This is a genomic window from Nocardia sp. NPDC047648 (assembly GCF_040642815.1).
GTDB lineage: Bacteria > Actinomycetota > Actinomycetes > Mycobacteriales > Mycobacteriaceae > Nocardia > Nocardia gamkensis.
Genome location: NZ_JBEYSX010000010.1, coordinates 254395 through 278893, shown reverse-complemented (window position 1 = coordinate 278893; position 24499 = coordinate 254395). Strand labels below are relative to the sequence as shown.

General features: G+C 68.1%; 23 protein-coding genes. 13 read left to right on the top strand and 10 right to left on the bottom strand.

Annotated features, from left to right (window positions below; all coding sequences use genetic code 11):
- The first annotated feature begins 65 nt into the window (after positions 1-65).
- Positions 66-1736, top strand: a complete 1671-nt coding sequence (locus ABZ803_RS22295) for a glycosyltransferase 87 family protein (RefSeq protein WP_357041360.1) — start codon at positions 66-68, stop codon at positions 1734-1736.
- 10 nt (positions 1737-1746) lie between these two features.
- On the opposite strand, the gene ABZ803_RS22290 is transcribed toward ABZ803_RS22295, so the two are convergent.
- Positions 1747-3324, bottom strand: coding sequence for a TerD family protein (locus ABZ803_RS22290; RefSeq protein WP_357041282.1), 1578 nt, complete (start codon positions 3322-3324; stop codon positions 1747-1749).
- Between the two features lie 28 nt (positions 3325-3352).
- The gene (locus ABZ803_RS22285; protein WP_357041279.1) at positions 3353-4759 is read right to left on the bottom strand and encodes a TerD family protein; all 1407 of its coding nucleotides are present in this window, start codon (positions 4757-4759) and stop codon (positions 3353-3355) included.
- A 180-nt stretch (positions 4760-4939) separates the two neighbouring features.
- Here ABZ803_RS22285 and ABZ803_RS22280 point away from each other — a divergent pair, with 180 nt between their 5' ends.
- From ABZ803_RS22280 to ABZ803_RS22260, 5 genes are all read left to right on the top strand, one after another.
- Entirely contained in the window at positions 4940-5563 is a 624-nt protein-coding gene (locus ABZ803_RS22280) for an AIM24 family protein (RefSeq protein WP_357041357.1), read from the top strand.
- A 10-nt stretch (positions 5564-5573) separates the two neighbouring features.
- Positions 5574-6269 carry an AIM24 family protein gene (locus ABZ803_RS22275; RefSeq protein WP_357041276.1) on the top strand — a complete coding sequence of 232 codons (696 nt, stop codon included), beginning with the start codon at positions 5574-5576 and terminating at the stop codon, positions 6267-6269.
- Between the two features lie 7 nt (positions 6270-6276).
- Positions 6277-7041, top strand: coding sequence for an AIM24 family protein (locus tag ABZ803_RS22270; RefSeq protein WP_357041273.1), 765 nt, complete (start codon positions 6277-6279; stop codon positions 7039-7041).
- Positions 7042-7134: 93 nt separating this feature from the next.
- Positions 7135-8649 (top strand): hypothetical protein, encoded by a 1515-nt coding sequence (locus ABZ803_RS22265; RefSeq protein ID WP_357041270.1) that lies wholly within the window; start codon positions 7135-7137, stop codon positions 8647-8649.
- Between the two features lie 109 nt (positions 8650-8758).
- Positions 8759-9604: a hypothetical protein gene (locus ABZ803_RS22260; RefSeq protein WP_357041267.1), complete on the top strand. Its 846-nt coding sequence runs from the start codon at positions 8759-8761 to the stop codon at positions 9602-9604.
- 2 nt (positions 9605-9606) lie between these two features.
- On the opposite strand, the gene ABZ803_RS22255 is transcribed toward ABZ803_RS22260, so the two are convergent.
- Complete coding sequence (locus ABZ803_RS22255; protein WP_357041264.1) at positions 9607-10404, bottom strand: MBL fold metallo-hydrolase; 798 nt, start codon at positions 10402-10404, stop codon at positions 9607-9609.
- A gap of 47 nt (positions 10405-10451) precedes the next feature.
- Between ABZ803_RS22255 and ABZ803_RS22250 the strand changes: the two genes are divergently transcribed.
- The 3 genes from ABZ803_RS22250 to ABZ803_RS22240 all read left to right on the top strand — a co-directional run bounded on the left by ABZ803_RS22250 (position 10452) and on the right by ABZ803_RS22240 (position 12944).
- Positions 10452-10850, top strand: coding sequence for a MerR family transcriptional regulator (locus ABZ803_RS22250; protein WP_357041261.1), 399 nt, complete (start codon positions 10452-10454; stop codon positions 10848-10850).
- A gap of 682 nt (positions 10851-11532) precedes the next feature.
- A complete protein-coding gene (locus tag ABZ803_RS22245) occupies positions 11533-12378 on the top strand; it encodes a hypothetical protein (RefSeq protein WP_357041258.1) in 846 nt (281 codons plus the stop codon).
- Positions 12375-12944, top strand: a complete 570-nt coding sequence (locus ABZ803_RS22240; RefSeq protein WP_357041255.1) for a class IV adenylate cyclase — start codon at positions 12375-12377, stop codon at positions 12942-12944. The genes ABZ803_RS22245 and ABZ803_RS22240 overlap by 4 nt, the downstream gene beginning before the upstream one ends.
- Here the strand turns inward: ABZ803_RS22240 and ABZ803_RS22235 are convergent.
- From ABZ803_RS22235 to ABZ803_RS22215, 5 genes are all read right to left on the bottom strand, one after another.
- Positions 12916-13704, bottom strand: coding sequence for an HAD family hydrolase (locus ABZ803_RS22235; protein ID WP_357041354.1), 789 nt, complete (start codon positions 13702-13704; stop codon positions 12916-12918). The genes ABZ803_RS22240 and ABZ803_RS22235 overlap by 29 nt on opposite strands.
- Before the next feature lie 59 nt (positions 13705-13763).
- A complete protein-coding gene (locus tag ABZ803_RS22230) occupies positions 13764-14903 on the bottom strand; it encodes a cysteine protease StiP family protein (protein WP_357041252.1) in 1140 nt (379 codons plus the stop codon).
- Positions 14900-16285, bottom strand: a complete 1386-nt coding sequence (locus ABZ803_RS22225) for a phosphoribosyltransferase domain-containing protein (RefSeq protein WP_357041351.1) — start codon at positions 16283-16285, stop codon at positions 14900-14902. The genes ABZ803_RS22230 and ABZ803_RS22225 overlap by 4 nt, the downstream gene beginning before the upstream one ends.
- 80 nt (positions 16286-16365) lie before the next feature.
- Positions 16366-17580, bottom strand: a complete 1215-nt coding sequence (locus tag ABZ803_RS22220) for an HpcH/HpaI aldolase/citrate lyase family protein (protein WP_357041250.1) — start codon at positions 17578-17580, stop codon at positions 16366-16368.
- A gap of 13 nt (positions 17581-17593) precedes the next feature.
- Positions 17594-18811, bottom strand: coding sequence for a hypothetical protein (locus ABZ803_RS22215; RefSeq protein WP_357041247.1), 1218 nt, complete (start codon positions 18809-18811; stop codon positions 17594-17596).
- Between the two features lie 145 nt (positions 18812-18956).
- On the opposite strand from ABZ803_RS22215, the gene ABZ803_RS22210 reads away from it, so the two are divergent.
- The 3 genes from ABZ803_RS22210 to ABZ803_RS22200 all read left to right on the top strand — a co-directional run bounded on the left by ABZ803_RS22210 (position 18957) and on the right by ABZ803_RS22200 (position 21509).
- The gene (locus ABZ803_RS22210) at positions 18957-19532 is read left to right on the top strand and encodes a TerD family protein (protein ID WP_062966714.1); all 576 of its coding nucleotides are present in this window, start codon (positions 18957-18959) and stop codon (positions 19530-19532) included.
- Between the two features lie 158 nt (positions 19533-19690).
- On the top strand, positions 19691-20791 hold the full coding sequence (locus ABZ803_RS22205; RefSeq protein WP_040871216.1) for a DUF475 domain-containing protein: 1101 nt from the start codon (positions 19691-19693) through the stop codon (positions 20789-20791).
- Positions 20792-20885: 94 nt separating this feature from the next.
- A complete protein-coding gene (locus ABZ803_RS22200; RefSeq protein ID WP_062966718.1) occupies positions 20886-21509 on the top strand; it encodes a Tellurium resistance in 624 nt (207 codons plus the stop codon).
- Between the two features lies 1 nt (position 21510).
- On the opposite strand, the gene ABZ803_RS22195 is transcribed toward ABZ803_RS22200, so the two are convergent.
- A complete protein-coding gene (locus ABZ803_RS22195; protein ID WP_357041242.1) occupies positions 21511-22410 on the bottom strand; it encodes a DMT family transporter in 900 nt (299 codons plus the stop codon).
- Between the two features lie 84 nt (positions 22411-22494).
- On the opposite strand from ABZ803_RS22195, the gene ABZ803_RS22190 reads away from it, so the two are divergent.
- Positions 22495-23028, top strand: coding sequence for a CGNR zinc finger domain-containing protein (locus ABZ803_RS22190; protein WP_357041239.1), 534 nt, complete (start codon positions 22495-22497; stop codon positions 23026-23028).
- On the opposite strand, the gene ABZ803_RS22185 is transcribed toward ABZ803_RS22190, so the two are convergent.
- Positions 23025-24416, bottom strand: a complete 1392-nt coding sequence (locus tag ABZ803_RS22185) for a hypothetical protein (protein ID WP_357041237.1) — start codon at positions 24414-24416, stop codon at positions 23025-23027. The two genes, ABZ803_RS22190 and ABZ803_RS22185, sit on opposite strands and share 4 nt — an antisense overlap.
- Positions 24417-24499: the final 83 nt, after the last annotated feature.

The following is a 24499-nucleotide window of genomic DNA, read 5'->3' as shown; positions in this document are numbered from 1 at the left end:
CCGTGACCGATCAGCAGTTGGTGGAGCCACGGAGGAATGGGAGGGCGCCGCTGTCGGACCAGAAGATGGTGCCCGGTGGGGCGTACTACGCCGCTCCCGCTCCGCTCGCCTCCGATCTGCGATCGGCGGACGCGCGCGACCGGCCGAGCCGCAACGATTCCCTCGCCGCGCAACTGTCCACGGTGATCGGCGGGCCGGTCGGTGATCATGCGCTGATCGGGCGGGTGCGCTTCTGGACGCCCATGCGGGTGCTGCTGGCGTTCACCGTGGTGTTCCTGGCACTCGGCTGGTTCGGCAAGGCGGGATGCCTCCAGCAGACCGATGGCGCGGACGGCCCCACCCTCGACTGGAACAACGGCCGCCAGTACGTGGCGATGTGTTACTCGGACACCGTTCCGCTCTACGGCGCGGAACGGCTGAACGAAGGCGCCTTCCCGTACAAGAAGCAATGGACCGAGCAGACTCCCGACGGTGGGCGCGAGACGCGATACATGGAGTATCCGGTGCTCTCGGGCCTGTACCAGTACTTCTCGATGCGGATCGCGAAGAGCTGGGACGCCGCACCGCTGCCCGGCGCGTTGCAGGTGGTGATCTACTTCAACGTCGTCGCGTTCGGTCTGGCGATGGCCTGGTTGATCACCGTCTGGGCGTCGGCGCTGCTGTCGGGCCGCCGGATCTGGGATGCGGCGCTGATCGCCTGTTCACCGTTGGTGATCGTGCACGCGTTCACCAATTTCGACGCGCTCGCGACGGCCTTCGCCGCGACCGGCCTGCTCGCCTGGGCCCGGCGCAAGCCCGTGCTGGCGGGAATCCTGCTCGGTCTGGGCGGCGCCGCCAAGCTGTATCCCCTGCTGCTGCTCGGTCCGATCGTCGTGCTGTGCCTGCGTACCGAGACGATGCAACGCACCCCGCGCACGCACCTCGGCCTGCGGATCCGCGATATCGACAGCTGGGCCGCCTTCCTGGCGTGGGTGCGCGAGACGCCCTACCGCGTCCAATTCCTCAGCGCCCGCCCCCTCGGCGCCGCGTCCGTCACCGTATGCGCCGCGCTGGCCACCTGGCTGGCGGTGAACCTGCCGATCGCCGCGCTGTTCCCGAACGGCTGGCGGGAATTCTTCCGGCTCAACACCACCCGGCATGCCGACCCGGACTCGATCTACAACGTGATCTCCTCGTTCACCGGCTGGCCCGGCTTCGACGGCGTGCTGACCCACGGGGAGCAACCCGCCATCCTGAACGCCGTCTCGCTGCTGGCGTTCGTCGCGGCCTGCGCGGTGATCGCCTACATCGGCCTCACGGCGCCGCAGCGGCCGCGGCTGGCGCAGCTGTGTTTCCTCGTGGTCGCGGCGTTCCTGCTGACGAACAAGGTGTGGAGTCCGCAGTATTCGCTGTGGCTGGTGCCGCTGGCCGTCCTGGCGTTGCCGCACCGGCGCATCCTGCTGGCCTGGATGACCATCGACGCGCTGGTCTGGGTGCCGCGCATGTTCTACTACCTCGGCTTGGACCGCAAGGGCCTGCCCGAGCAGTGGTTCACCGGCACCGTCGCCCTGCGTGATCTGGCGGTACTCGGACTGTGCGCACTGATCGTGCGCCAGATCTACCGCCCCGAGGAGGACTTGGTGCGGCGCGACTTCGTCGACGACCCCGTCGGCGGGATCGTCGACCGTATGCCGGACCCGCTGCTGGCGTGGCTGCCGGCGCCGCTGCGACCGCGACCGGCGGTCGCACGCGGCTGACCAGGCGATCTCACGAGGTGCGCAGGAAGCGCGCCTGCCGTTCCGGCTCCTGCGGCAACATGTCCAGATCGAGTTCCCACGCGCTGCCGGTCCACGGGTCGAACAGCGGCGTACCGCCGATGGTCGGCAGGTGGCGGCACGACTGCGACAGCATCGCCACGGTGGTGTCGGCCGAGTCGGATTCGTCGGCGCCGACGATCACGATGGACAGTCCGATCAGCTCGCCACGCGTGATCAACGCGCCGATCCGCTGCGCGTCCGAGCTCTGGTAGCCATGCGGGAAATCCGCGGCCAACAGGACGCGATGCTCGCTGGGCGGCGTGAACGCGCCACTCGCATAAGCCAATTCGGCCAGTTCGGCGGCGTCCACCAGCGCTTGCAACCGCGCCGAGATATCGGCGTGGTCGGTGATCGGCGGGCCGTTCAGCACCGGAGCCAGCAAACCGGTGAAGCCGCTGAACGCATCGGTCAGATCGATGATGTCCAGCAGCGTCCGCCGCTGCGGCGCCGTGGCGAGCAACCGCGCGAGCAGCGCGCCCACCACGGGCGTGACCGCACGGGTCGATTCGGCGTCGATCCACAACGGCCGGTTCAGCGGCACCGGAACGCAATACGGAATGCGCACCGATCCCCGGTCGAGCGCGTACAACTCGCCGAGCCGGATACCGTCGCTCGGTGCGGGCGGCTTGTCCCAAACGGGGGAGTCCCAGGAGGCCAGGGCGGGCGGCAGCACCCGGTCGGCCTCGGCGAGTTCACCCATCAGCTGTTCGGCGTCGCGCTGATGGTTGTGCTCGGCGGCGGCGACCAGCTCGTCGTGCCGTTGCTGCGCGACCCGGCGCGCCTGCTCGGCTGCTGGAGTATTCCTGGTGGCGGGGTCGGAGACGGCGAGCGACAGTTCGTGATCCAACCGCTTGGCCGCGTACTCCCGCGCCGAGATCAGCGCGGCAGCCGATCGCGCGGCGTCCTCGAACACCATCCACAGCCGTTCCAGGCCATGACCGACCTCCAGCGGCGCACCGGCGGCGGCGATCTGCGCGTCTCCCGCCAGCGGACCGGCCATGGTGTGCGTACCGGGTTGGTCGGGGGGCCCGGATTCCGTGGCCGCGCCGTCGACCTCGACGCCGTGCGCCGTGAGCAACACGGCAAGACCGCCCGCGTAACCCTGGCCCACCGCGCGCAGCTTCCAAGCAGGACCGCGCCGGTACACCTCCAGACAGATCAGCGCCGTCTCACCGGACGACGGGGTGATCGCGAATTCCGCGGTCACGCTGTCGTTCTCGGACAAGGTGGCGGTGACCGGCCCGAGCCCGTCGGCCCGCGCGGGGGCGGCCGGGTCGGCGCTGACCACCAGCAGCACGGCCTTCGCGTCGGCGCGCACCTCGGTGAGCGTGATCGTGATCCCGTCGGCCGTCAACGCGACTCCCGCCGTGGCGGGCTGGTTGTAGAAGACGAAATCGTCGCTGGAGAACACCTTCAGGTTCTCCGCGACCACCAGCGCGGAAACGTCGAGGGCGACCTCGGCGCGCGCACTGAAACGAACGACCTCACCGGTCAACGGGATGTTCTGACCGGCCTGCAGTTGAATCACCGTGTCTGCCCTGCTGTCGCGCCGCCGGTCAATTGTTGACGAGGAATCGGCCGAGCTGCGGCACCGCCTCACCCGGATGCTTGGCCTGGAAGCCCTCACCGAGCGCCTGCAATTTCCAGTCGTTGCCGACCCGGTACAGCTTGGACATCGCCATCGCGGTGAACGGCATGCCACCGGCGAGCGTGTACCTGGCCAGCTCGCCGTTGTTGGTCCCGTCGACCAAGCGGCAGAACGCGTTCTGCACCTGCTCGAAGGTGTGGCCCTTGTAGGAGGTCACGATGAACAGCAGCGTGGTGATGTGCGCGGGGATGCGGGTCAGGTCGACCAGGATCACCTCGTCGTCGCCCTCGCCCTCGCCGGTGAGGTTGTCGCCCTGGTGGCGGATCGAGCCGTCCTTCGAGGTCAGCTGGCCGTAGTAGGCGACGTCCACCGGGTTCATGTCGGCGAACAGGATGACCGACGCGTCCAGGTCGATATCGACCGTGCGGTTGCCGAACATGCCGCGACTGCGCACCGGATCCCAGCCGAGACCCATCTTGACGAAGGTCAGCGCGGCGCCTTCCTTACGCAGCGTCACCCGCTGGCCCTTGACCAGGCTGACCGGGCGGTCCTTGCTCAGGCTGACCTCGGCGGGCTGCTGCGGTTGCTGCGGAACGGGCTGGCCGGGCGGCGGATACCCCGGCCCGGGGGCGGGCGGCGGGGGGTAACCCTGGCCGGGCGGCGGCGGGTAACCCGGCCCGCCCTGCGGTGGCTGACCGGGACCCGGGGGCGGGTAACCGGGGCCGGGCGGCGGATAGCCGGGGCCGGGGGCGGGCGGCGCGTACTGCGGCGCCTGCTGCTGGGTCGGGTACGCGGGGGCGGTCGGCGGCTGCTGAACCGGCTGCGGCGGTGGCGGCGGGGCCTGCGGCGCCTGCGCGGGCTGGGCGGGCGCATCATCGACCGTCACACCGTGATCGGTGACCAGCGCGGCGAAACCGCCCGCGTAGCCCTGTCCGACCGCACGCACCTTCCACGCACCCTGACGACGGTAGAGCTCGAGCGCGATCACGATCGACTCGGTGTTCAGCCCTTCGATCCGGTACTCGTACAACTGATTACCGGCCGCGTCCGACACGATCGCGGTTGGTGCGGGGAACATGCCGAAATTGCTGTTCGCGTCGTCCAGCGTGATCACCGCGCGAATCTGATCGATGTCGGCGGGCACGGCGTTCAACGACACCGCCAGCGACGCGGGCTGACCCGCTGGCGCGGGCTGCAAGTTGACGCCGGGGCCGCTGGGCTGGTTGAAGAAGACGAAGTCGGCGTCGGAACGGACCTTGCCCCGCTCGGTGACCAGTAGTGCCGACAGATCCGCCGGCGCCGTGAGCTGGACGGAAATCACCACGTCGTTGGTGGCCAGCGGACCGTTCTGGCCCTTGGCGAGAGTTGCGGACAAGTTCGACCCTTCGCTTGTCGGTGCGTTCGCCTGACACTCTACGAGAAACGCGCTGCGCGGCGCTTGTACTCAACTGCCGAGCTACCCCGACACTCGCGAAACATCGGTTAGGGTGACGGCACGCAGATGGAATACGGCGATCGCACCGTGTTCCCGATCGAGACAGCAGGCAGACACCGCATGGCGCAACTGTTCGAGCAATCGAAGAAGGTGATCGAGGCTCATCTGGCCGGAACCAGCCTCCGCGCGATCTCCGGCTCGATGATCGCCTACGAGGGAAATGTGCAGTTCAAAGCGGCCGGTTTCGGCGGAGGCGACGGTGTGATCGCCGGGCTGAAGCGCCGGGCCACCGGCGAGAAGCTGTCGCTGATGGAGTGCGCCGGGCACGGCCGGGTGTTCTTCGCCGTCAGCGGCCAGCACGTCACCGTGGTCGACCTGAACAACGAGACGCTACAGGTGGAGTCGCAGCAACTGCTCGCGTTCGCCGGGAACCTGCGCACCGATGTGCGTTTCGCCGGGTTGCGCGGTGCGTCCAGCGGGCAGGGCCTGTTCACCACGACCGTCTCCGGCCAGGGTCAGGTCGCGCTGCTCTCGGCCGGCGGTCCGCTCATCCACCTGGAGGTTTCCCCGCAGTACCCGCTGATCGTGGATCCGGACGCGTTCGTCGCGGCGCGCGGGAACCTCAACCAGTCCTTCGTCACCGACGTGTCCTGGCGCAGTTTCGTCGGCCAGGATGCGGGCGAGGCGTTTTCGCTGCGCTGGGACGGCCAGGGCGTGGTGTTGATCCAACCGGCGGAACGGTAGGGGCGAGCGGGTGTTCGAGAAGGTCAACGGCAAAGTCGTCAAGGTCGATGTCGGGATGGCGGGCGGTGTGGTCGCCCGCAACGGCGCGATGCTGTTCTATACCGGCGACATTTCGTTTGCCCCCCACCAGATTCCGGGGGCACAGGGGATGGGCGGCATGGGCGGGCTGATGGGGCTGGCGGGCCGCGCGATGGCGGGTGAGCACGAGCGCACCATGCTCGCGCAGGGCAACGGCCAGGTCCATTACGGATTCGCGGGCCTGGAGGTCCACGTGGTGCACATGCAGCCGGGCGCTGCGCTGCGCGTCGAGGCTTCGCGGCTGCTGGCCAACACCGCCGGATTGCAGAGTTCGGTGGTGTCGGTGATGAGTTCGGGCGGCGGAGGCGGTGGCGGCCTGATGGGCGCGCTGCGTGGCGCCGCCTCGGGCGCGCTGACCGGGCAGGGCATGTTCACCACCCAGCTGTCCGGGCAGGGGGCCGCGGTGCTGCTCGCGCACGGCGGATTCCTGGAATTGCAAGTGGGCGGGCCCAATCCGATCGTGGTCGACCCGCAAGCCTTCGTCGCCGCCTACGGCAACGTGCAGACCGAACTCAAAGCGGCACTGAGCTGGCGGGATGCCGTCGGCCGCGGTTCCGGCGAGGCGATGCAGTTGCATTGCGCCGGGCAGGGCGTCGTCTACGTGCAGGCCTCCGAAGAGAAGTTGTGAGCAGGGTATGTCCCAGATCCTCAACCCCATGAATCTCGGTGCGAGCGACAATATCCCGGGAAACAGCTACGCGTACTGCATCGACTTGAACAAGCCGTGGTTCATGCGCAAGGGCGCGATGATCGCCTACTACGGCGACATGCGGTTCCAGATGCTCACCCACGGGTTGCAGGGCGGGCTGCTGCACATGGTGTCGCAGCAGTTCTCGGCGCCGCTGTTCACCGGCGATTACGTCGTCGCGGAGGGGCACGGCAAGCTGATCATCGGCGACCGCGGCTACGACATCAATTCCTATGACCTCGAGGACAACGGGAACCTGACCATCCGGGCGGCGAACCTGCTGGCCTTCGAGCCGGGCCTGTCGCTCAACCAATCCATCGTGCCCGGCTTCCTCACCCTCATCGGCACCGGCAAGTTCCTCGCCTCCTCCAACGGGCCGGTCATGTTCGCCGAGCCTCCGCTGCGCGTCGACCCGGAATCGCTGGTCGGCTGGGCGGATTGCCCCTCACCCAGCCACCACTACGACGAGCGCTGGATCTCGAACTTCCTGGCCGCCGGTGCCGCGCGCTTCGGCGTGAACTCCGGTGAGGAGCGTCAGTTCGAGTTCACCGGCGCGGGCACCGTGCTGATCCAGTCCAGCGAGAAGGTGCTCAGCGACTCGATGCTGGTACGCACCATCGAGGGACAGATCCAGAGCGGTATCACCGTCGGCGGCCTGCAAAGACTGCAAGGACTCATCGCACAGCAACTGGCGGGGCAGCAGCAGTACTGACCCGCGGAACCCCGGCCGCGCGAAATCGCCACCTTGCCCGGAATCACTCGCGTGGGGGATTCGCGGCCCGCCGGACCCGGATACCGTTCATTCGTGTTTCACATCCTCTCCTCCCAGGTCCTGCGCGCGGCACTGCCCGCGGCGATCCTCGCCGCGGCAGCGGTGCCCGCCGCCGCGATGCCGATTCCCGCGGTTCCAGCCGTGCCGGAACCGCCGCGATTCGCCGGTGCTGCCGCGAGCGGTGAACCGGTCACCGGCGTTCCCCCGATCCCGCAGAACCCGAATCTGGCGCCGAACGGCAACTCGGGTGTCCACAACGACGGGTGGATGAGCGACACCTATACCCGCCCCGGTCCGCTCGGCCGGGCGCCACGGACCGATTCCCTGCTGCTGGGCAGCGAGTGCGGCTCGCTGGCGTTCGACCGTGCCGGACGCATCGTCACCACGTGTCTCGGGCTGCAACCGGGTCTGTATCTCATCGATCCCGCCTCGATGACCGTGCTCGGCAAGCATCCACTGCCCGGTAAGAGCCCGCTCGATACGCTGCGACCCGGCGCTTTCGACAACTTCGTCGGCGGCGGGTACTTCTACCTCGACGACGAGGACCGCGCCGTAGTGGGCACCAGCACCGGGCATGTCCAAGTGTTCGCCGAAACCTCCGCCGCCGACGGCTTTTCGCTGACACGCGACTACGACCTGACCGGCGTGCTGCATCCGGGCGAGACATTGAACTCCGCGCTGCCGGACGCGAACGGCCTGATCTGGTTCGTGGCCAAGACGAACGGCGTGGTCGGCACCCTCGACCCGGACACCGGCGCGGCACAGGTGGTCCGGCTCGGAACGGGCACCGAGAACCAGATCGAGAACTCGTTCGCGGTCGGTGCGGCGGGCGAAATCTACGTCGCCACCAACCGGCAGCTCCTGCGCTTCGACGCCGGACCCGATCGGGCGCCCCGGATCACCTGGCAGACCACCTACGCCAACAGCGACCAGCGCAAGCCTGGCCAGGTGGACGACGGAACCGGCACCACGCCCACCGTCCTGCCCGACGGCTATGTCGCCATCACCGACAACGCCGATCCGATGAACGTCGTCGTCTACCGCACGGCGCCCTCGGTCGCCGAACGGCAGGTCTGCGCGGTACCGGTGTTCGAACCCGGCCGCAGCGCCACCGAGAACTCCTTGATCGGTGCAGGGCGCTCACTCGTCGTCGAGAACAACTACGGGTATTCGCATCCCGACGCGGTCGCGTCCGGCAAGACGACCACACCGGGGTTCGCCCGTGTCGACATCGACGCAGACGGCAACGGCTGCCATCTCACCTGGACCAACTCGGTCGAAGCCGCACCCACGGTGGTACCGAAGCTGTCCCTGGCCACCGGCTTGATCTACACCTATACGAAAGGCACCGAGCCGAGCGACCCGTGGTACTGGACCGCCCTCGACTACCGCACCGGCGCGACGGTGTGGAAACAGCTGTCCGGCACGGGCCCGGGCTTCAACAACAATTACGCCGGGATCGCGATCGGCCCCGACGGAGCGGCCTACCTCGGCACGCTCGGCGGACTGGTGTCGATGCGCGACGGCGGGCAAACCACGTCAGAGTAAATCGCGCCGACAGGCGGAACACGTACGTACAGCAAAGGATTCGCGACGGAACGGTGAACTCGTCTCGATGAGCACCGGCGCCCGTCCATGGTCGGCGCAGAATCGGGTCATGGCTGACTCGGCGCTTTCGGCGCAGCGTCGCACGGCGCTGACGCACCCGGCCCACGACCAATTCTGCTTCGCGACAGCGTATCCGCGGGTAGCCGACTACTGGGCCGCTGCGGGCCGGTTGCCCGGCACCGGGGACGACATCGCCGACGCCACGTTCGACCTACACCTGCTGCACTACATGACCGGTGGCGCGAGCACGAACCCGTACTGGGACATCGTCGCCGCGGCGGTATCGCCGGGGCCGTGGGAGCGCGCGAACCGCTCCGAGGTGAACGGTGGGAACCCGAAAGGCAGTGCGCGACTGGCATACGCGCAGATCCTGCTGCAAGCCGCCTACGCCTACGCGATCCCCTCGCCCGCGACACTGCGCTGGATAGCGGACGTCGCGCAGGGCCAACCGGTGCTGGAAGTCGGTGCCGGGCGCGGCTATTGGGCCTATCAACTCACCCGAATGGGTGTGCCCACCAATGCTTTCGACTCACACCCGCCGGACCGGGCGGCCAACACGGCGTTCCCCGCCGCCGCGGGTCTGCCCGCGACCTGGCACCCCACCGCGACGCCACCCGCGTCGACCGCCGATCTCGCCGCCGCCCACGCCGACGACGCGCTGTTCCTCTGCTGGCCGCCCGGCTGGGAGAACCCCATGGCTTCGACGACGCTCACCGCCTACCAGGACGCGGGCGGCTCGCTGCTGGTCTACATCGGCGAACCGCGCGGCGGCCGCACGGCCGACAGCGCGTTCTTCGACGCGCTCGAGGCCGGGTGGACTCTGCTCGACCAGGACCCCGGATACGTCTCGTGGTGGAATCTCGGTGACCGGGCACAGTGCTGGCAGCGTCGGTGAGTTCAGCTCGCGCGCTGGAACTCCCACGGGTCGTGCGCGCTGATCAAGGTGACCTCGTCGCCATGATCGCGGTGTAGTTCGCGCAGCCGCGCCTGGGTGCCCAGACGCAGGTCGTGGTGGACCTCGGAGGTGGTCTGCACGATGTCGAGCACCGGGTGGGGCTGCGGCGCCGGATCGAGTTCGCGATGGTAGTAGTACGCGTCGCCGCAGTGCAGCAGCCAACGTTCGCCGTCGCGGACCGCTACGCCGGTGTGGCCCGCGGTGTGCCCGCCCAGCGGAATCAACTGGAAGTCGCCGGGCAGGTCCTTCGGTTGGATCGCGTCGAAGCCGAACCACTGGCCCGTCGGGTCCGACGGGTAGGTCTGCCAGAGCGGGTCGTGGGCCCAGTGCGCGGGGCGGTAGCGGAAGCTGGGCGCTTCGGCTCGCGCCGCCGCCAGTTCCGCGGCGAGCACGTGGACCCGCGCGTGCGGGAAGTCGGGCAGTCCGCCGCAGTGGTCCACGTCGAGGTGGGTGAGGATGATGTGCCGGACGTCGACGGGGTCGTAGCCGAGCCGCTGGACCTGCCGGATCGCCGTCTCGTCCTCGGTGAGCACGGGCTGGGCCATCGCCACCCAGTCCGCCCCGAGCGTGCCCGCCGGGTCACGCACGTCATCGAGCCCGATGCCCGTCTCGATCAGGACCAGCCCGTCGGATGCCGTCTCGACCAGCAAGCAGTGGTTCACGGCATGGGCGGGCGCTGGTCCGTCGTAGGTGGCTTCGATCTGCCGAACCGAGCCGCAATTGAGGTGATGGATCGTCATGTGAGTTAGTCTGTGACTTGAAGCGCGGTTCAAGTCAAGGAGACGAGATGAACGACCTGCTCGATATCGCCGAAGTCGGCGAGCGAACCGGCCTCGCCCCTTCCGCGCTGCGCTTCTACGAGAAACGCGGGCTCATCACCGCCACCGGCCGCAACGGCCTGCGCCGCACTTACCACCCCGACATCCTCGGCCGCCTCGCCCTCATCGCCTGCGCCCGCAGCGCCGGTTTCACCCTCGCCGAGATAGCCCGCTTCCTGCGCGCCTCCCCCACCGACGCCGAACTACGCACCCGCATGGCGGAGAAAGCCAGGCAACTGGACGACGACATCACCCGCCTCATCCGCATGCGCGACAGCCTCCGCCACGCCTCCACCTGCACCCACGACCCCTTGGTCGAATGCCCGGACTTCAAGTCCACCTTCGAACCGGCCACCAGGTCAGCGTGAGTGCGCAAATGCGGCTCGTCACGGCGTGGAGTCGGGCGAAGGATCGACAGAGAAGGCCTTCCCGTCGATAACCGTGAAAGGTTCGCTGGGGAAGCCGTATTCATCGACTACCGACCACGTTCCGTCATGGTGCTCCATCCATGCCGCAGGACCATCTTGTTCGTCCGCTCCCGGTCGGCTCACGGCTAGTTCTCCGCGGATCCGAGGCTGTGGGCCGAGGCGGACAAGTACTGCTTGCAGCCGGGACCGTGACCGCAGTGGACATTCGCGACGAAGAGAGCTTGCTCGAGGGATCGGAATGAGCTGTTATTCGCGCATTTACGGTGCATCATGCACCACTGCTCCGCGTCGGCCGGCGAGATGGTCATCGATCGGTCTCCCGCTCGACGCGCTGGATGATGTCGTACGCATCGACCGATTCATCGGGTTCAACCTCCCGGTCGATAAGCCACGGCAGGACGTACCAGATGATCCACAGCCCGAACAGGACTGCGACAACAACGGACAGTGGCGGTAACGAGATCTGCGGGCATCACACAACCTCTCGGCAGAATTGAGTTGTCGCCGCCAACTCGAGAAAAGCGCTGGCAGAGCGACGATTACGGAGAGATTGTGGCTTCGCGAATGCCCTTGGTTCGATACCTCTGCAGGTATCTCACTGTGAGATATACGCTTGGACACCATGGAGACGAGGTATGGGGGAATCGACGTCCCCGCGGCGGTCTGGCACAAGCCCGAGGTCGCCGCGCTTCTTCGCCGACGCGATGTATCGGCGCTACTTCGCTCGGTTCAGCGATACACGGGAGCGAGCCAAGCACGTATAGCAGGGGCAGTAGGACTTGGCCAGGGCCGGGTCAATGAGATCATCAACAGCAGACGAACCGTCACCCGCTTCGATGTATTCGAACGGATCGCGGATGGTATCTCGATGCCGGACCATGCGCGCGTCCTGTTCGGCCTGGCTCCACGTCACGTACAGACACTCACCGGCCATGCGGAGATCGCGCAAGCATTCACCCTTCAGTCGGAGGCCGACGCCGAACTTCGCCGATGCGCCTCGCTAGCAGATCGGATCGATCTGCTGGTAGTGCGCGGCCTGGGTCTGCTTGCGCTGAACGACTCGCTACTGCGCGGCGCGTTGATGCAGCGGACCAACCGTGTCAGTGTCCGAGTTCTGCTGCTCGACCCCGATTCCCACGCCACTGGGCTCCGGGCGGCAGAAATAGGTGAATCGAGACAGTCCTTCGCCGCGGGGATCGAGTTGGCTCTGGCCCGGACGTCAGAATTCCGCGATCATCCTTTCGTCGAACTGCGAGTCGCTGTCTACGACACGCTGCCCACATGGCGGATGCTGATCTTCGATCAGACGCTGTATCTGTCTGCGTTCGGCGCGTCGGCGGAGGGACATCGCTCAGGGATGTACAAGCTCACGGCGGCGACCGATGGCGTCCTGCATGCTGGATTCCTACGACAGTTCGAGCAGATGTGGCTCCAAGCCCGGCCGATCGAGGAAGGATCCGCCACATGATCGAGGCCGAACTCAAGGCTCGGGTCCAGGACGTGGAGTCCGTACGGGCTGCGCTGTCGGTTCACGATGCAGGTCAGCGCTCCAGGTATCAGGACACCTACTACGACCTGCGGGACGGGGGATTGTCGGTGGAGGGTCGTGAGCTGCGGCTGCGGACGATCACGGCAGATAACGAGCGGCGATCGCTGCTGACATACAAGGAACCCGCAGTCGATACGGCCAGCGGGTCCAAACCGGAATACGAGACCGAAGTGGCCGATCCCTCGGTAATCGACTCAGTGCTGCGCGGTCTCGGCCTAACAGACCTGATCAGCTTCGAAAAGCATTGCACGAATTATCGATTCGAATGCGAGGGCCGCGAACTCCTTGCCACGCTGGTGACTGTTCCCGAATTGGACGGCACGTTCATCGAGCTGGAGACAATGGTGCCCGAGTCGGAGTTGGCCGAAGCGCTGGAGATCGTTCGGACCGCGCTCACTCAACTCGGAATCGCCGATAGCGATCTCACCACCGAGCAGTACACGGATGCCGTGCTGGCTACTCGGAAGGCGTCGGAGCTGCCTTGATGAACCAGTTGATGATTTCCTCGCCCGCCAGGATGCCGGTGGCTCGGGTGATGGTGAGGTTGGGGTGGGTCCAGTTGAGTTGTTCGAGTTCGCCGTGGCGGGGGCGGATGGCGGAGTCGGCGGCGCGCAGCATGTCGGCGTCGAGGGCGCCATCGCCCGCGGCGAGCGTGCGGGCATCGTCGGCGAGTTCTCCGCCTTCCCAGAGGCGCTTGCGCACCTCGTCGACCGCGCGGCTCTTGCAGACGGCCTGCGGCATGGTGTAGATCTTGCGGCCCTGCTGGGAGGCCGACCAGCCGCGTGGACGACACCAGTTGTCCCACTCGGCCAGGAATCCCTCGGGCACCTCCTTGGGCTTCACCACCAGATAGCAGAAGAGGTGGTCGGCCACGCGGAACTTGGTGACCCAGGAGTCATCGATGCGGGCGTGCAATTCCTTGCTCACCTCGGACAGGGTTGCGCCTCCGGCGCGGACCTTGGCGTCGATATCGATGCGCCAGCTCAGATCGGGCACGCCGTCGACCAGGATGTTCCCGCCGTTGCTGGTGATCGCGTAGCGCCAGGGCGCTCCGGGCAGCCGGATGCGGTCGAACTGTTTGATGGTGCGGGTGGTGGTGGGAACGACGGCGGCGGGTTCGGTCAGGGTCTGCATCCGCAGCGCCGCGGTGGTGGTCATGAACGACAGCGGCGCCCCTTCCAGATGCTCCACGCAGACCGTCGGCACGTCGGCGGTGGTGCTGAAGGCGTTACGCGAGTAGATCATCGTCCGGTCCAGGTCGGTCGCGATCAGCGCACGTCTTCGGTGTGCTTTCGGAGATAGGTTCACTGCTGCACGTCCTTGATCAATCCCATGCACGAATATGCCAGGTCGGCGACGACTTCGACCGGGACACCCCGGGCGGCGGCGAGCATCCGGATGTGCGCGTGCTCCGGCGCGTCCGCCTCGCGCACCAGCACCCGCCACGGCACCCGCCGCAGCAGCACCCGCGTGGTCTCGCCGACGCCGGGCTTCACGAAGTTCACGCTGGCGATGCCGTACCGCTCGCGCACCTGCTCCACCGACGCCCAGCCGGACCAGGTGGGCGTCCGGTCGCCGGCGCGGACCGCGGCCACCTCCGCGGGCACCCGGTCGCGGACCGCGTCGAAGGCACCGCTCACGACGTCCAGCAGACGTCCGGACACGTCCGCACCGGCCAGTTCGCGGTAGAACTTGGCGCCGTGGAAATCACCGGGGCCGATCAGCGTGTCGTTGAGCACCGTGCGCGAGACCAGGCCGGAAACGGTGGAATTCAAGCAGGCCGAGGCGATCAGGAAGTCGTCGCGGGTGCCGTAGGTGCGCACGCAGTACCCGGGATCGGCCAACACCGCCAAGTCGTCGTCGAACCGCGCGCCACCGGCCGCGTGATAAGCGTCGAGGGCCTCGGTCAATTCGCGGGTGATCGCCCCTTTGCCGGTCCATCCGTCCACGAACACGACCGAGGCCGGATCGTGCTGCTCGGCCAGGTAGTCCAGCGCCACCGCGTCGATGCCGCGATCCCGCACGATCGACACCGCGTAGTGCGGAATCTCGAGGCTCGGCCGCCGCGAACGCAGCCAGCGGCGCATCAGGATCCCGACCGGCGTGCCCGCCCGCGCCAGCGACGCCAGGACGATGTCCTCGCCGCGTTCGGCGACGACCAGCTCGGACACGGTCGCCACGGCCAGCGCGAGCCGCTCGGCGCTGGCCGCCAGCACCTCGTCGAACAGCGACCGATACGTCGCGTCCGGCTGGTACTCGATCGGCAGCGACTCCGCGTAGTGCGCCTGCCCCGCCTGGATCCGCCGTTCCCGCTCCGCGACGTCGGCCTCCAGATCGACGCCCGACAGGTCCTTGAGCAGCCAGGAGACCTCATCGGCGGCGTAGGAGCCGAACTCCGGCCCGTGCAGCGGCGTGGGTAGCGCACCCACCTCGGTACTCGTCACGCCCGGCTCCCGTCCGCTGTCGCGCGTTCGGCGTGCAGCCGCCGCGGGTCCGCCTCCGGCAGCACCGCGAGCAGCACGTCCGCGCCGGAAGCGGTCAGCACGTCCACCAACCCGTGCTCGGCCATCAACTCCGCCGTGTCGGCGGGTGAGTCGACCACGACGACGAGCACCGGATCGGCGGCCGGGTCGTCGCCATCGGCACCACTGCCGACACCGTCATCGGTGATCGCGCCGGCGGCCTCGTCGCGGCGCGGCGGAACGGCGAGCAGCGCGCCCAACCCGGCGAGGTCCGCCTCGAACGCGTCGAGAGTCACCGGCCAGTGCGCGTTGTACAGATAGCGCGGCGCGGGGTCGCCCGGCTCGGGCGCGATGAACCGGAACCCGCGCCGCAACGGATACCCCGGCTCGTCCAGCACGTAGGCGGGCGATCGCGTGGTGGTCTGGAAGCGCGTCGGCGTCCCCGTGTCGGCGAGCAGCGCCGCCAGCCGCAGCGGCAAATACATCAACTCCTCGTGCCCGAGCACGATGACGGCCCGGCCGGGGAAATCGGTGGCGAGCCGGGCGGCAAGCACCTGCCCCGCGTCCAGCAACGCGGCCTCGAACGCGCCGGTGTCGGAGGCGAGTACGCCGTGCCTGCCGCCCTCCGGAACGGAAGCGGGCCACGGTAATTCCACCCGGCGGAACGAGCCGAGGTGTCCAGCGGTCGGATTCAACCGCGGCTCGGGGAGCGCCCCGACGGCGTCGACCAGCTCCGGGGGCAGCGACGCCCGGCCTGCGGCGAGACAGACCGTGTCGATCCGCGCCCCGAGTTCCGCCGCGGCGGTGTCGAACGCGGCACGGTCGGCCTCGGTGCGCAGGTCGACCAGCGACGCGAGCACGTAGTGGGCGCGCGGCGAGAAGGCGTGCAACGCGCGCACCGCATCGATCGCCGTGGCGCCGGTGGAGATCTCGTCGTCGACGAGCACCAGCGGCAGATCGTTGACGAAGATGTCGGCCGGCGCCGGTTGCAAAAGGTGCGAGGTGGCATGCGAATGCCCCTCCTCGAACCCGGCGAGCGTCTGCGCGTGCGGCACCTCGCGCCGGGTCGAATGCAGATAACAGCTCGCGCCGATCCGCGCGGCCACACAGTGACCGAGTCCCGTCGCGGTCTCGGCGAACCCGAGCACGACGGCTTCGCGTTCACCGAGCACCGCGCGCACCAGATCACCCAGGTGATCGCCCGCGCCGAGCACCACCCGCGGATCGGTCGGCAGGTGCTTGCCGAGCACGGTGGAGACCAACAGGTGCGCCCGGCGCCGGTTGTTGTGGCGAACACCCGGCTGGACCAGCGCCGTGATCGGCAGCCGCGCCGAGCGCAGCCGGTCCGAATCGCGTTCGCGCATCGGGTCGTGATGCAGCGAGATGCCGAGAGTTCTCGTCGCCCAAGGGATATCGCTGCTATCGAGTTCGGTCACTCGGCCGTTCATACGGTGACCATCGCGGTGAGCAGATCCACGAACGACACTCCCTTGTTCGCCACGCCGAACATCCGTGCGCGCATCAGCGTCTGTCGCGCCCAACTGCGATGCGGCCGCATCTCGTTCATCTTGTTCCGGTAACCGGAGGCAGCCACGCCGCCGACGTCCTCGCGCAGGATGTCCAGCGCGTCCGAGTACTCCTCGTGTGACACCACCGACAGCGCGTGCACGGCGGACACGTGCGACGGGTGGATCACCGTCTTGCCCTGGATGCCGTTGGCCCGGTCCAGCGTGATCTCCCGCAGCAAGCCGTCCAGATCCCGGCTGACCAGGTACTGCCGGAACGGCACCGCGTCGGACTCCTCGAACGGCGCGGTCCGCAGCAGCGGCCGGAACATCCGTTCGTGATCGGCGAAGTACTCCCACACCGGCCCCGTGATGACGAACCCGGTACCGTCCGCGCGCCCCAGGTAGTTCACGATGTCGGCGATGACGTCGGCGACCACGCGCACGTCGTAGATGGTCAGGTCGCGGTCGCGGCGGATGCCGAACGTCGAGCACATGTCGGTCGCGCCCACCCGCACCGCGAGCACCCGGTCTCGATGAGCGGCCAGCAGCGCCGCGATCTGGGTGAGCTCGTAATCGCGGGTCTCCCGGTGCACCAGCCCCGCCGACTCCAGCACCGGCATCCCGTACAGCGGCCGGTCCACCCGCTGAGCTGCCACGTTCAGGGCGTTGAGGTACTTCGGTCCGGTGACGCTGTCGAACTTCGGGAACACGAACCCGGTCAGCACCTTGGCGCCCGGTCCGAGTTGCTCGATGAGTTCGGTGATCGTGTCCGCGTCGCGCACCCGGACGAACAACAGGGGGTTGGCGTCGTGGCTGCCCGCGAGCAGATCGAGCGCGGCGACGGTCTGCTGCTTGGCGTACTCCACCTCGTGATCGGCCACCGCGTCCTCGAGGTCGATCACCATCGAACACACCCCGTGCTCGGCGCGCCTTCCGATCGTCAGCGCGAGATCGGGCCTGGTCGCGGGCGCATACAGCGTCGCGCCGAGCCCGACCGCGAGCAACTCGCGATCGGTGTGGTCGTCGCCGAACGGCTCGGGCTGCCGGTGGAAGAGTCGCCTCGCCTCTGGGCCGTGCAACTGCCGGAAGTGGCGCAGCGGCATTCGCTTCCGCAGGGAAACCTCCTGCTGGACGGCGATGCCTGCGGTCATCGTTGCCCCATCCTCATTCTCGTCGTGGTCCTGCTTGTCTTCTCATTCGTTCCACTACCCCGGCTATGAATTCCGTAACGGCATTCAGTTCCGTCACATAGGCCCAGTAGTCGGGATGACGCCCCGACAGTGTTTCGCTGATTCGGTCGATCCGTGCCGCTTGCGCGTCGAGCACCGAACCCCATTCGGCGACCAGCCCGCGGCTCACCGCGAGCATCTGCGCGTCCCGCAGCCGGAATCGTACGGCCTTGGCCTGTTCTTGCGGGTCGGACCGGATCGCACGCAGCGAGGTGAGCCGCTTGGTGACGGCGTCGACCCGCTGCTCGGCCTCGGCGAGGAACCCGCGCGCGGATGTGGTCAGATCAAGTGCAAACTCCGGATTGTTCTCCGCCGCCGCCGTACGCGCCCTGCCCAAGGCCGCGTCCGCGGCCTCGATGGCTCGCTGGCTTTCCCGCTCATTGTTAGCCAGATCGGCCGAACTCGCAGCATTGAACTCGCGCAGCAGCGCCGAGAAGGCCTGCGGAACGCCTTCGGCCCTGGTCCGGACGGCGGCAAGGCGGGTTGTCACCGAGGAGATAGCGGTGTTCGCGGCCGCGGCCCGAGATGGTGCTTGCGCCAACGCATCCGCCAGCTCCCTGGTGGCCGCCTCCAGCCGGTTCGCGGCCTCCCGCACCGTGCCCGCGGGTGCGCCGGAACCCGACGCCTCCAGTGTGACCAGTGCCTCATCGACCGCGGTGGCGCCCTTGCGCACCGACGGATAGTTCGCGAACTCCGACTCGGCGGCCCGGCCGCGCACCTCGGCCGCGGCGGCCTTCACCTGCTGCGCCAACCGCGGCACCGCGCCGAGCACGGCCACCGCCTCTTCGAGCTTGCCCTGGTCGCCGCGATAGAACTCGTCGACGGCGTGCGCAGCGTCGGTCAGTTGCCGTACCGCGGCGTCGACGCGTTGCGCGCCCTGCGGGACCGGCGGGCCGCCCTGCTGCGCGGCCTCCAATTCCGCGCTCAGCGTCAGATAGACCTCCGCGGCGCCATAACACTTGTGGCGCACCGGTTCCCAGCGCGCGCCCGTCCGCCGCTCGGGGAAGATCTGATCGGCGGCGTGCACCGCCGCGTCGGCCGCGCTCTGCCGCCGGTCCATGTCGAGGAACGCCGTCGCCAGCGTCGCGCGGGCATGTTCGATCCACTCGTCGTTTCCCGACGAACGGAACCAACCGCGCCTTCGCCCTGCCACGCCCCGATGGTAGGAGATCTTCCTGTTCGCCGGGGGTTACGCCGGTTCCTACGCAAGTTCGCGGAAACCTACTACTGTCGTATGACGTACCCGGCGATTCGGACATGCTGGGAACCAATGACGGACTATTGAAAGGGAATCCCGCATGGGTGTCAGTTTGTCCAAGGGCGGCAATGTCTCGCTGACCAAGGCGGCGCCTAACCTCACTGCTGTTGCAGTCGGCCTCGGGTGGGATGTGCGGACCACCACCGGCACCGACTTCGACCTCGACGCCAGCGCCATCGCGACCGGCGCGGACAAGAAGGTCCTGTCCGACCAGCACTTCGTCTTCTTCAACAACCTGCGCTCGCCCGAGGGCGCGATCGAGCACGCGGGCGACAACCGCACCGGCGAGGGCGAGGGCGACGACGAGGTCATCAACGTCGACCTGGCAAACACCCCGCCCACGATCGAGAGCATCTTCTTCCCGGTCTCGATCTACGACGCCGACTCCCGCTCGCAGTCCTTCGGCCAGGTCCGCAACGCCTACATCCGCGTCGTGGATCGCAGCAACGGCGAGGAGCTCGCCCGCTACGACCTCACCGAGGACGCGTCGACCGAAACCGCCATGGTCTTCGGCGAGCTGTACCGCAACGGCGCGGAGTGGAAGTTCCGCGCGATCGGCCAGGGTTACGCGTCCGGTCTGGCGGGCATCGCCCGTGACTACGGCGTGAACGTCTAAGCAACACTTCGCTGTTCGCAGGGGGCCCGGCGACGGGCCCCCTCGTCATGCGGCCCAGGCATGCCGGCGCCCTGGGAGCAGCGTTGGACAACCGGCGATCCAGCAGCCACGCTGGTAGCAACGTCGCCGCCTCGTCTTCACTCACGAAAGGTCCCAGCGTGGTCCTGCGCATATTCGGCATGTCCCTCGTCGTCACGGTGCTCTCGCTCATCGCCGCGGTCGTGTATGGCGGACCGACCGCACTCGCGCTCGCCGCGATCCTCGGCATCCTCGAGGTGTCCCTCTCGTTCGACAACGCCGTGATCAACGCCACCGTGCTCGAACGCATGAGCGCTTTCTGGCAGCGGATCTTCCTCACCATCGGCGTGTTGATCGCCGTCTTCGGCATGCGGCTGGTCTTCCCGCTGGCCATCGTGTGGATCACCGCCGGGCTGGATCCGGTGCGGGCCTTCGACCTGGCCCTCAACCCGCCCCCGGGCGACGCGCTGACCTTCCCGGACGGCAGCCCCAGCTACGAGAAACTGCTCACCGACGCGCACCCGCAGATCGCGGCGTTCGGCGGCATGTTCCTGGCGCTGCTGTTCCTCAACTTCATCTTCGAGGAACGCGACATCACCTGGCTGAGCTGGCTGGAACGGCCGCTGGCCAAGGCGGGCAAGCTGGACATGCTCTCCGTGGTGGTCGCGGGCGGCGGCCTGATCCTCACCGCGGAGTTCATCGCCGACGAGGCGCACCGCTCGACCGTCCTGGTGGCGGGCCTGCTCGGCATGATCACCTACATCGCGGTGGACGGCCTCGGCTCCATGTTCCACACCGAGGAGCACACCGAAGGCGGCCCCTCCGAGCTGGCGAAGGCCACCGGTAAGGCGGGCTTCTTCCTGTTCCTCTACCTGGAGGTGCTCGACGCGTCGTTCTCCTTCGACGGCGTGATCGGCGCGTTCGCCATCACCTCCGACCCGATCATCATCGCCCTCGGCCTCGGCCTGATCGGCGCCATGTTCGTCCGGTCGATCACGGTGTACCTGGTCCGCAAGGGCACCCTCTCGGAGTACGTCTACCTGGAGCACGGCGCGCACTGGGCGATCGGCGCGCTCGCGGCCATCCTGCTGGTCTCGATCGGCGTGCACATCAACGAGATCGTCACCGGCCTGGTCGGCGTCGCGTTCATCGGCGCGGCCTTCCTCACCAGCATCGTCCGCAACGGCCGAGCGGACGAGGAGGAACTGGACAGCGAACGGGAACCCACGCCGGTAGGCTGATTCCCGGCAAGCAGCCGAAGACCCGTTGCGGCAGCGGCCCCATCCCAGCGGATGGCCGCTGCCGCTCTCGTTTCCACAGAGGGGGGATCGCGCCATGGCGATCAACGCCAACCCTGGCGGCGTCAACCTGTCCAAGGTGACCCTGTCGAAGGCGACGCCCAGCATCAATCTGACCAAGCCGGGTGAGCAACAGGGCACCATGCGGGTCAACCTGAACTGGTCGAGCGGATCCAAGGGGTTCTTCCGCCGGTCCAAGCCCGTCGACCTGGACCTCGGCTGCCTCTACGAACTGTCCACCGGAGCCAAGGGCGTCGTCCAGGCGATCGGGAACAATTTCGGCACCTTGGAGGCCGAGCCCTACATCCGGCTCGACGGCGACGACCGCAGCGGTTCGGCGACCACGGGCGAGAACATGCACATCGACCTCGCCCGGCCCGAGTTGTTCCGGCGCATCCTGATCTTCGCCTTCATCTACGAGGGCGTGCCCAACTGGGCCGCCGCCGACGGCGTGGTCACGCTCTACCCCACGTCCGGTCCGCAGATCGAGGTCCGCCTCGACTCTCCGGTGGACGGCGCGCGCTCGTGCGCCATCGCCCTGCTGCTGAACCAGGGGGCCGGGATCACCGTGCACCGCGAAGTGCATTACGTCAACGGCGCCCAGCGCGAACTCGACCAGGCCTATCAGTGGGGCATGCAGTGGCAGGCGGGGCGCAAGTAGGTCACCGCGCCACGGGCACGGGCTGCCGCGCCACGACCGCCGAGCCGGTCGGCGTGCGCGCGGCGAACACCAAACCGACCAGGCCGATGCCGAGCCCGGCGACCGTCAGCAGTCGTAACGGCTGATCGATCAGCAGCCAGGCCAGGATCGCGGTCACGGCGGGCGTCGCGAAGAACAGCTTGCCCACCCTGGTCGCGTCCCAGCGGCGCAGCATGGCGTTGAACAGCAGGAACGCGGCCATGGAGTTCACCAGCACCATCCAGGTGAGCGACCCGGCGAAGCGGCCCGCGTCCGATACGTGCGTCTGTCCCGACAGCCAGGCCAGTGCCCCCGCGATCGGCGCACTCACCACCACGTGCAACGCCGTGGCGGCCCTTGGATCGACGGCGGGCACGAACCGTTTCTGGTACACGGTGCCCAGGCTCAGCCCGAGCAACCCCACCACGCACAACGCCAATCCGGTCAGGGAGAAGTGGGACTGGTCGAACACGGCCAGCCCGACTCCGATCCCCCCGACACCGAAGCCGAACCACTGCCGCAGGGTGACGACTTCGCCGATCAGTCCCGCGCACAGGGCGATGACCACCGGATTCAAACCCTGCACGAGCGCGATCACCGCCGCCGAGACGTGCTCGGCCATCGCCGTGTAGAACGCGCCGAACTGGACCATCTGCATCAGCAACCCGGCGACGAGCACATGGCGCAGCCGACTTCCGCGCGGCCACTCGACCCGCGCGAGCAGCGCGTAAGCGACGAGCAGGATCCCGGCGACGGCGAAGCGAACGAACAGCACCAGCAGCGGTGGCGCGGCGCCGACCCCGATCACACCGGCGATGAACGCACTGCTCCACAACAGGACGAACAGCGGCTGCGCGGCCACCATCGCGAACCGACTCTGCACGGGACCTCCCGAAAATAACCGCCTTGGGTGGTTATCACCGTGACATCCCGTGGACTAACCTGTCAAGGCGGTTACCATGAGGGCGTGTTCACCTTCGTGAGCGGAAATCTCGCCTTGGACTTCGCCGGGACCGTCAAGGCGCGCTCGACCACCTTCGAGGACGCCCTCACCACACCCGCCGCGCTCGCCGACTGGATCGCCGCCGCGAACCTGCTCGACGATCCTCCGCCCAGCGACGCGGGCACCCTCGCGCGTGCGGTACGCCTGCGCGAGGCGGCTTATCGGTCCGCACTGGCCGCCGCTCGCGGACACGCCGTCGACGACGCCGACCGCCGCACCCTCAACGAATTCGCCGTGGCAACACCGCCCTCGATCAGCCTGGGCCCCGACGGCGCGGTCGTCCGCTCCGGTGACGCGGATGCCGCCTTGGCCGCCATCGCCCGTTCCGCGATCGAGCTACTGGGTAGTGGGGCACTCGTCAAGGAGTGCGGCCGGACCGTATGCACCCGGCTCTACGTGGACACTTCCCGGGGCGGCTCGCGCCGTTGGTGTGACATGACGCTGTGCGGCAACCGCGCCAAGAGCGCCGCCTTCCGCGCTCGGCACGGCGGGCCTTAGACCACCGGGACCAGATTGCGGGGGTCGGACTGTGCCACCGGGGGTGGCGTCGAACGGCGCCATCGGGGCATCGCCCACACGAACACGAAGAACAACACGACCAGCAGGCTCGCGCGCCCCCACACACCAAATTGGACGACCTTCTCCATCTGCTCGACCGAGGTGCCCGCACCCATCGAGTAGAAGTAGCGGAACACCCCGATCCCGATGGCCGCGTCGGCGACGAGATAGCTGCCGATAAGCCACCAGGGCACCTCGAGCAGCACGAGGAACGGCACCAGCCACAGGGTGTACTGCGGCGAATGCACCTTGTGGAACAACAGGAATCCACACAGCATCGCCCCGCTCACGCCCACCCACGGGAATACGCCGACCGTCAGGTAACGCTTCCAGCCGAGCCACATCGCGAGCGCGAACGCCGCGAGCACCAGCAGCGGCGAGGCGATGGTGACCACCTGCTGGAACGCCACCTCGCTGCGCGCGTCCGGGCCGAACATCGGCCGCAGTCCCCAGTACCAGATCGAGTTCGTGGTGATGTCGGCCTGACGCAATTGCTGGAAGGTGATCGACGCGCGCCAGCCTTCATAACCCACCAGCGCGAACGGCAGGTTCACCGCGACGACGGTGCCGATCGCCGCGGCGGCGGTGAGCAACGCGCCGCCCAGGTCGAGTCGGCGCTCGCGCTCTTCCGGGGCACGGTCGACGCCGCCGGTCAGCACGTACGCCAGCAGCGGCAAAACGAAGATCCCCGGGTACAGCTTGAGGCAGAACCCCAGGCCGAGCAGCACCGCGGCCAGGATTCCCCTGGTACGCACGGAGTATCGGGTCAACGTCGCCATCGCGTAGACGGCCGCCACCGCCGTGCAGACCACCGGGAGCTCCCAGTTGTGGAAGGCATAGAGCACCAGCGGCGGTCCGGCCGCCCAGAGCAGGGCGGCGCCTCCGGCCAGGCGAGCCAGCATCCACGCGGTCAGCAGCGCGAACGGCGCGAGCAGCAGCGCGGAGTACCGCAGGAAATCGGCGTCGTTGTGCGCGCCGACGGCGCCGAGCCACATCAGCACACCGCTGAGCACCGGGTACTCCACCGCGCCGCCGACCAGGGCCCCGCCGTCGGTGATGCCGCCGCTCACATAGGGAAAGACGTGCTCGTTGATGTCTCGGCCCAGCCAGAGGAATTGGATGTCCGAATAGCAGACGTCCGAATCCTTGATGACGTCGAATACCGTGCTGCGCCCGTCCTCGTTGAACGGCGCCCCCGCGCAGCGCGCCTTGTTCGCGTAGGCCAGCCCCAGGACGAGACCGCAGAGCAACACCACCACCACGGCCAACGCCGCGCGGCGTCGCACACCACCCGCGGGCAGGTCGCTGGCGGCGAGTGCGGTCGGCATGGATCCACCCTAAGCGGACGGTCCGGGCCGCGCCGCCGTTCCCCTCCCCCCGAAGGTGAACGCGCGGACCGCTCCCATGCTCG

What these genes read in the sequence shown, in the direction of transcription:
- ABZ803_RS22295 (WP_357041360.1), top strand. Translation starts at nt 66, where the DNA reads ATGGTGCCCGGTGGGGCGTACTACGCCGCTCCCGCTCCGCTCGCCTCC.
- ABZ803_RS22280 (WP_357041357.1), top strand. Translation starts at nt 4,940, where the DNA reads ATGGCGCAACTGTTCGAGCAATCGAAGAAGGTGATCGAGGCTCATCTG.
- ABZ803_RS22270 (WP_357041273.1), top strand. Translation starts at nt 6,277, where the DNA reads ATGTCCCAGATCCTCAACCCCATGAATCTCGGTGCGAGCGACAATATC.
- ABZ803_RS22260 (WP_357041267.1), top strand. Translation starts at nt 8,759, where the DNA reads ATGGCTGACTCGGCGCTTTCGGCGCAGCGTCGCACGGCGCTGACGCAC.
- ABZ803_RS22255 (WP_357041264.1), bottom strand. Translation starts at nt 10,404, where the DNA reads ATGACGATCCATCACCTCAATTGCGGCTCGGTTCGGCAGATCGAAGCC.
- ABZ803_RS22250 (WP_357041261.1), top strand. Translation starts at nt 10,452, where the DNA reads ATGAACGACCTGCTCGATATCGCCGAAGTCGGCGAGCGAACCGGCCTC.
- ABZ803_RS22245 (WP_357041258.1), top strand. Translation starts at nt 11,533, where the DNA reads ATGGAGACGAGGTATGGGGGAATCGACGTCCCCGCGGCGGTCTGGCAC.
- ABZ803_RS22240 (WP_357041255.1), top strand. Translation starts at nt 12,375, where the DNA reads ATGATCGAGGCCGAACTCAAGGCTCGGGTCCAGGACGTGGAGTCCGTA.
- ABZ803_RS22235 (WP_357041354.1), bottom strand. Translation starts at nt 13,704, where the DNA reads ATGATCTACTCGCGTAACGCCTTCAGCACCACCGCCGACGTGCCGACG.
- ABZ803_RS22225 (WP_357041351.1), bottom strand. Translation starts at nt 16,285, where the DNA reads ATGCGCGAACGCGATTCGGACCGGCTGCGCTCGGCGCGGCTGCCGATC.
- ABZ803_RS22220 (WP_357041250.1), bottom strand. Translation starts at nt 17,580, where the DNA reads ATGACCGCAGGCATCGCCGTCCAGCAGGAGGTTTCCCTGCGGAAGCGA.
- ABZ803_RS22210 (WP_062966714.1), top strand. Translation starts at nt 18,957, where the DNA reads ATGGGTGTCAGTTTGTCCAAGGGCGGCAATGTCTCGCTGACCAAGGCG.
- ABZ803_RS22200 (WP_062966718.1), top strand. Translation starts at nt 20,886, where the DNA reads ATGGCGATCAACGCCAACCCTGGCGGCGTCAACCTGTCCAAGGTGACC.
- ABZ803_RS22185 (WP_357041237.1), bottom strand. Translation starts at nt 24,416, where the DNA reads ATGCCGACCGCACTCGCCGCCAGCGACCTGCCCGCGGGTGGTGTGCGA.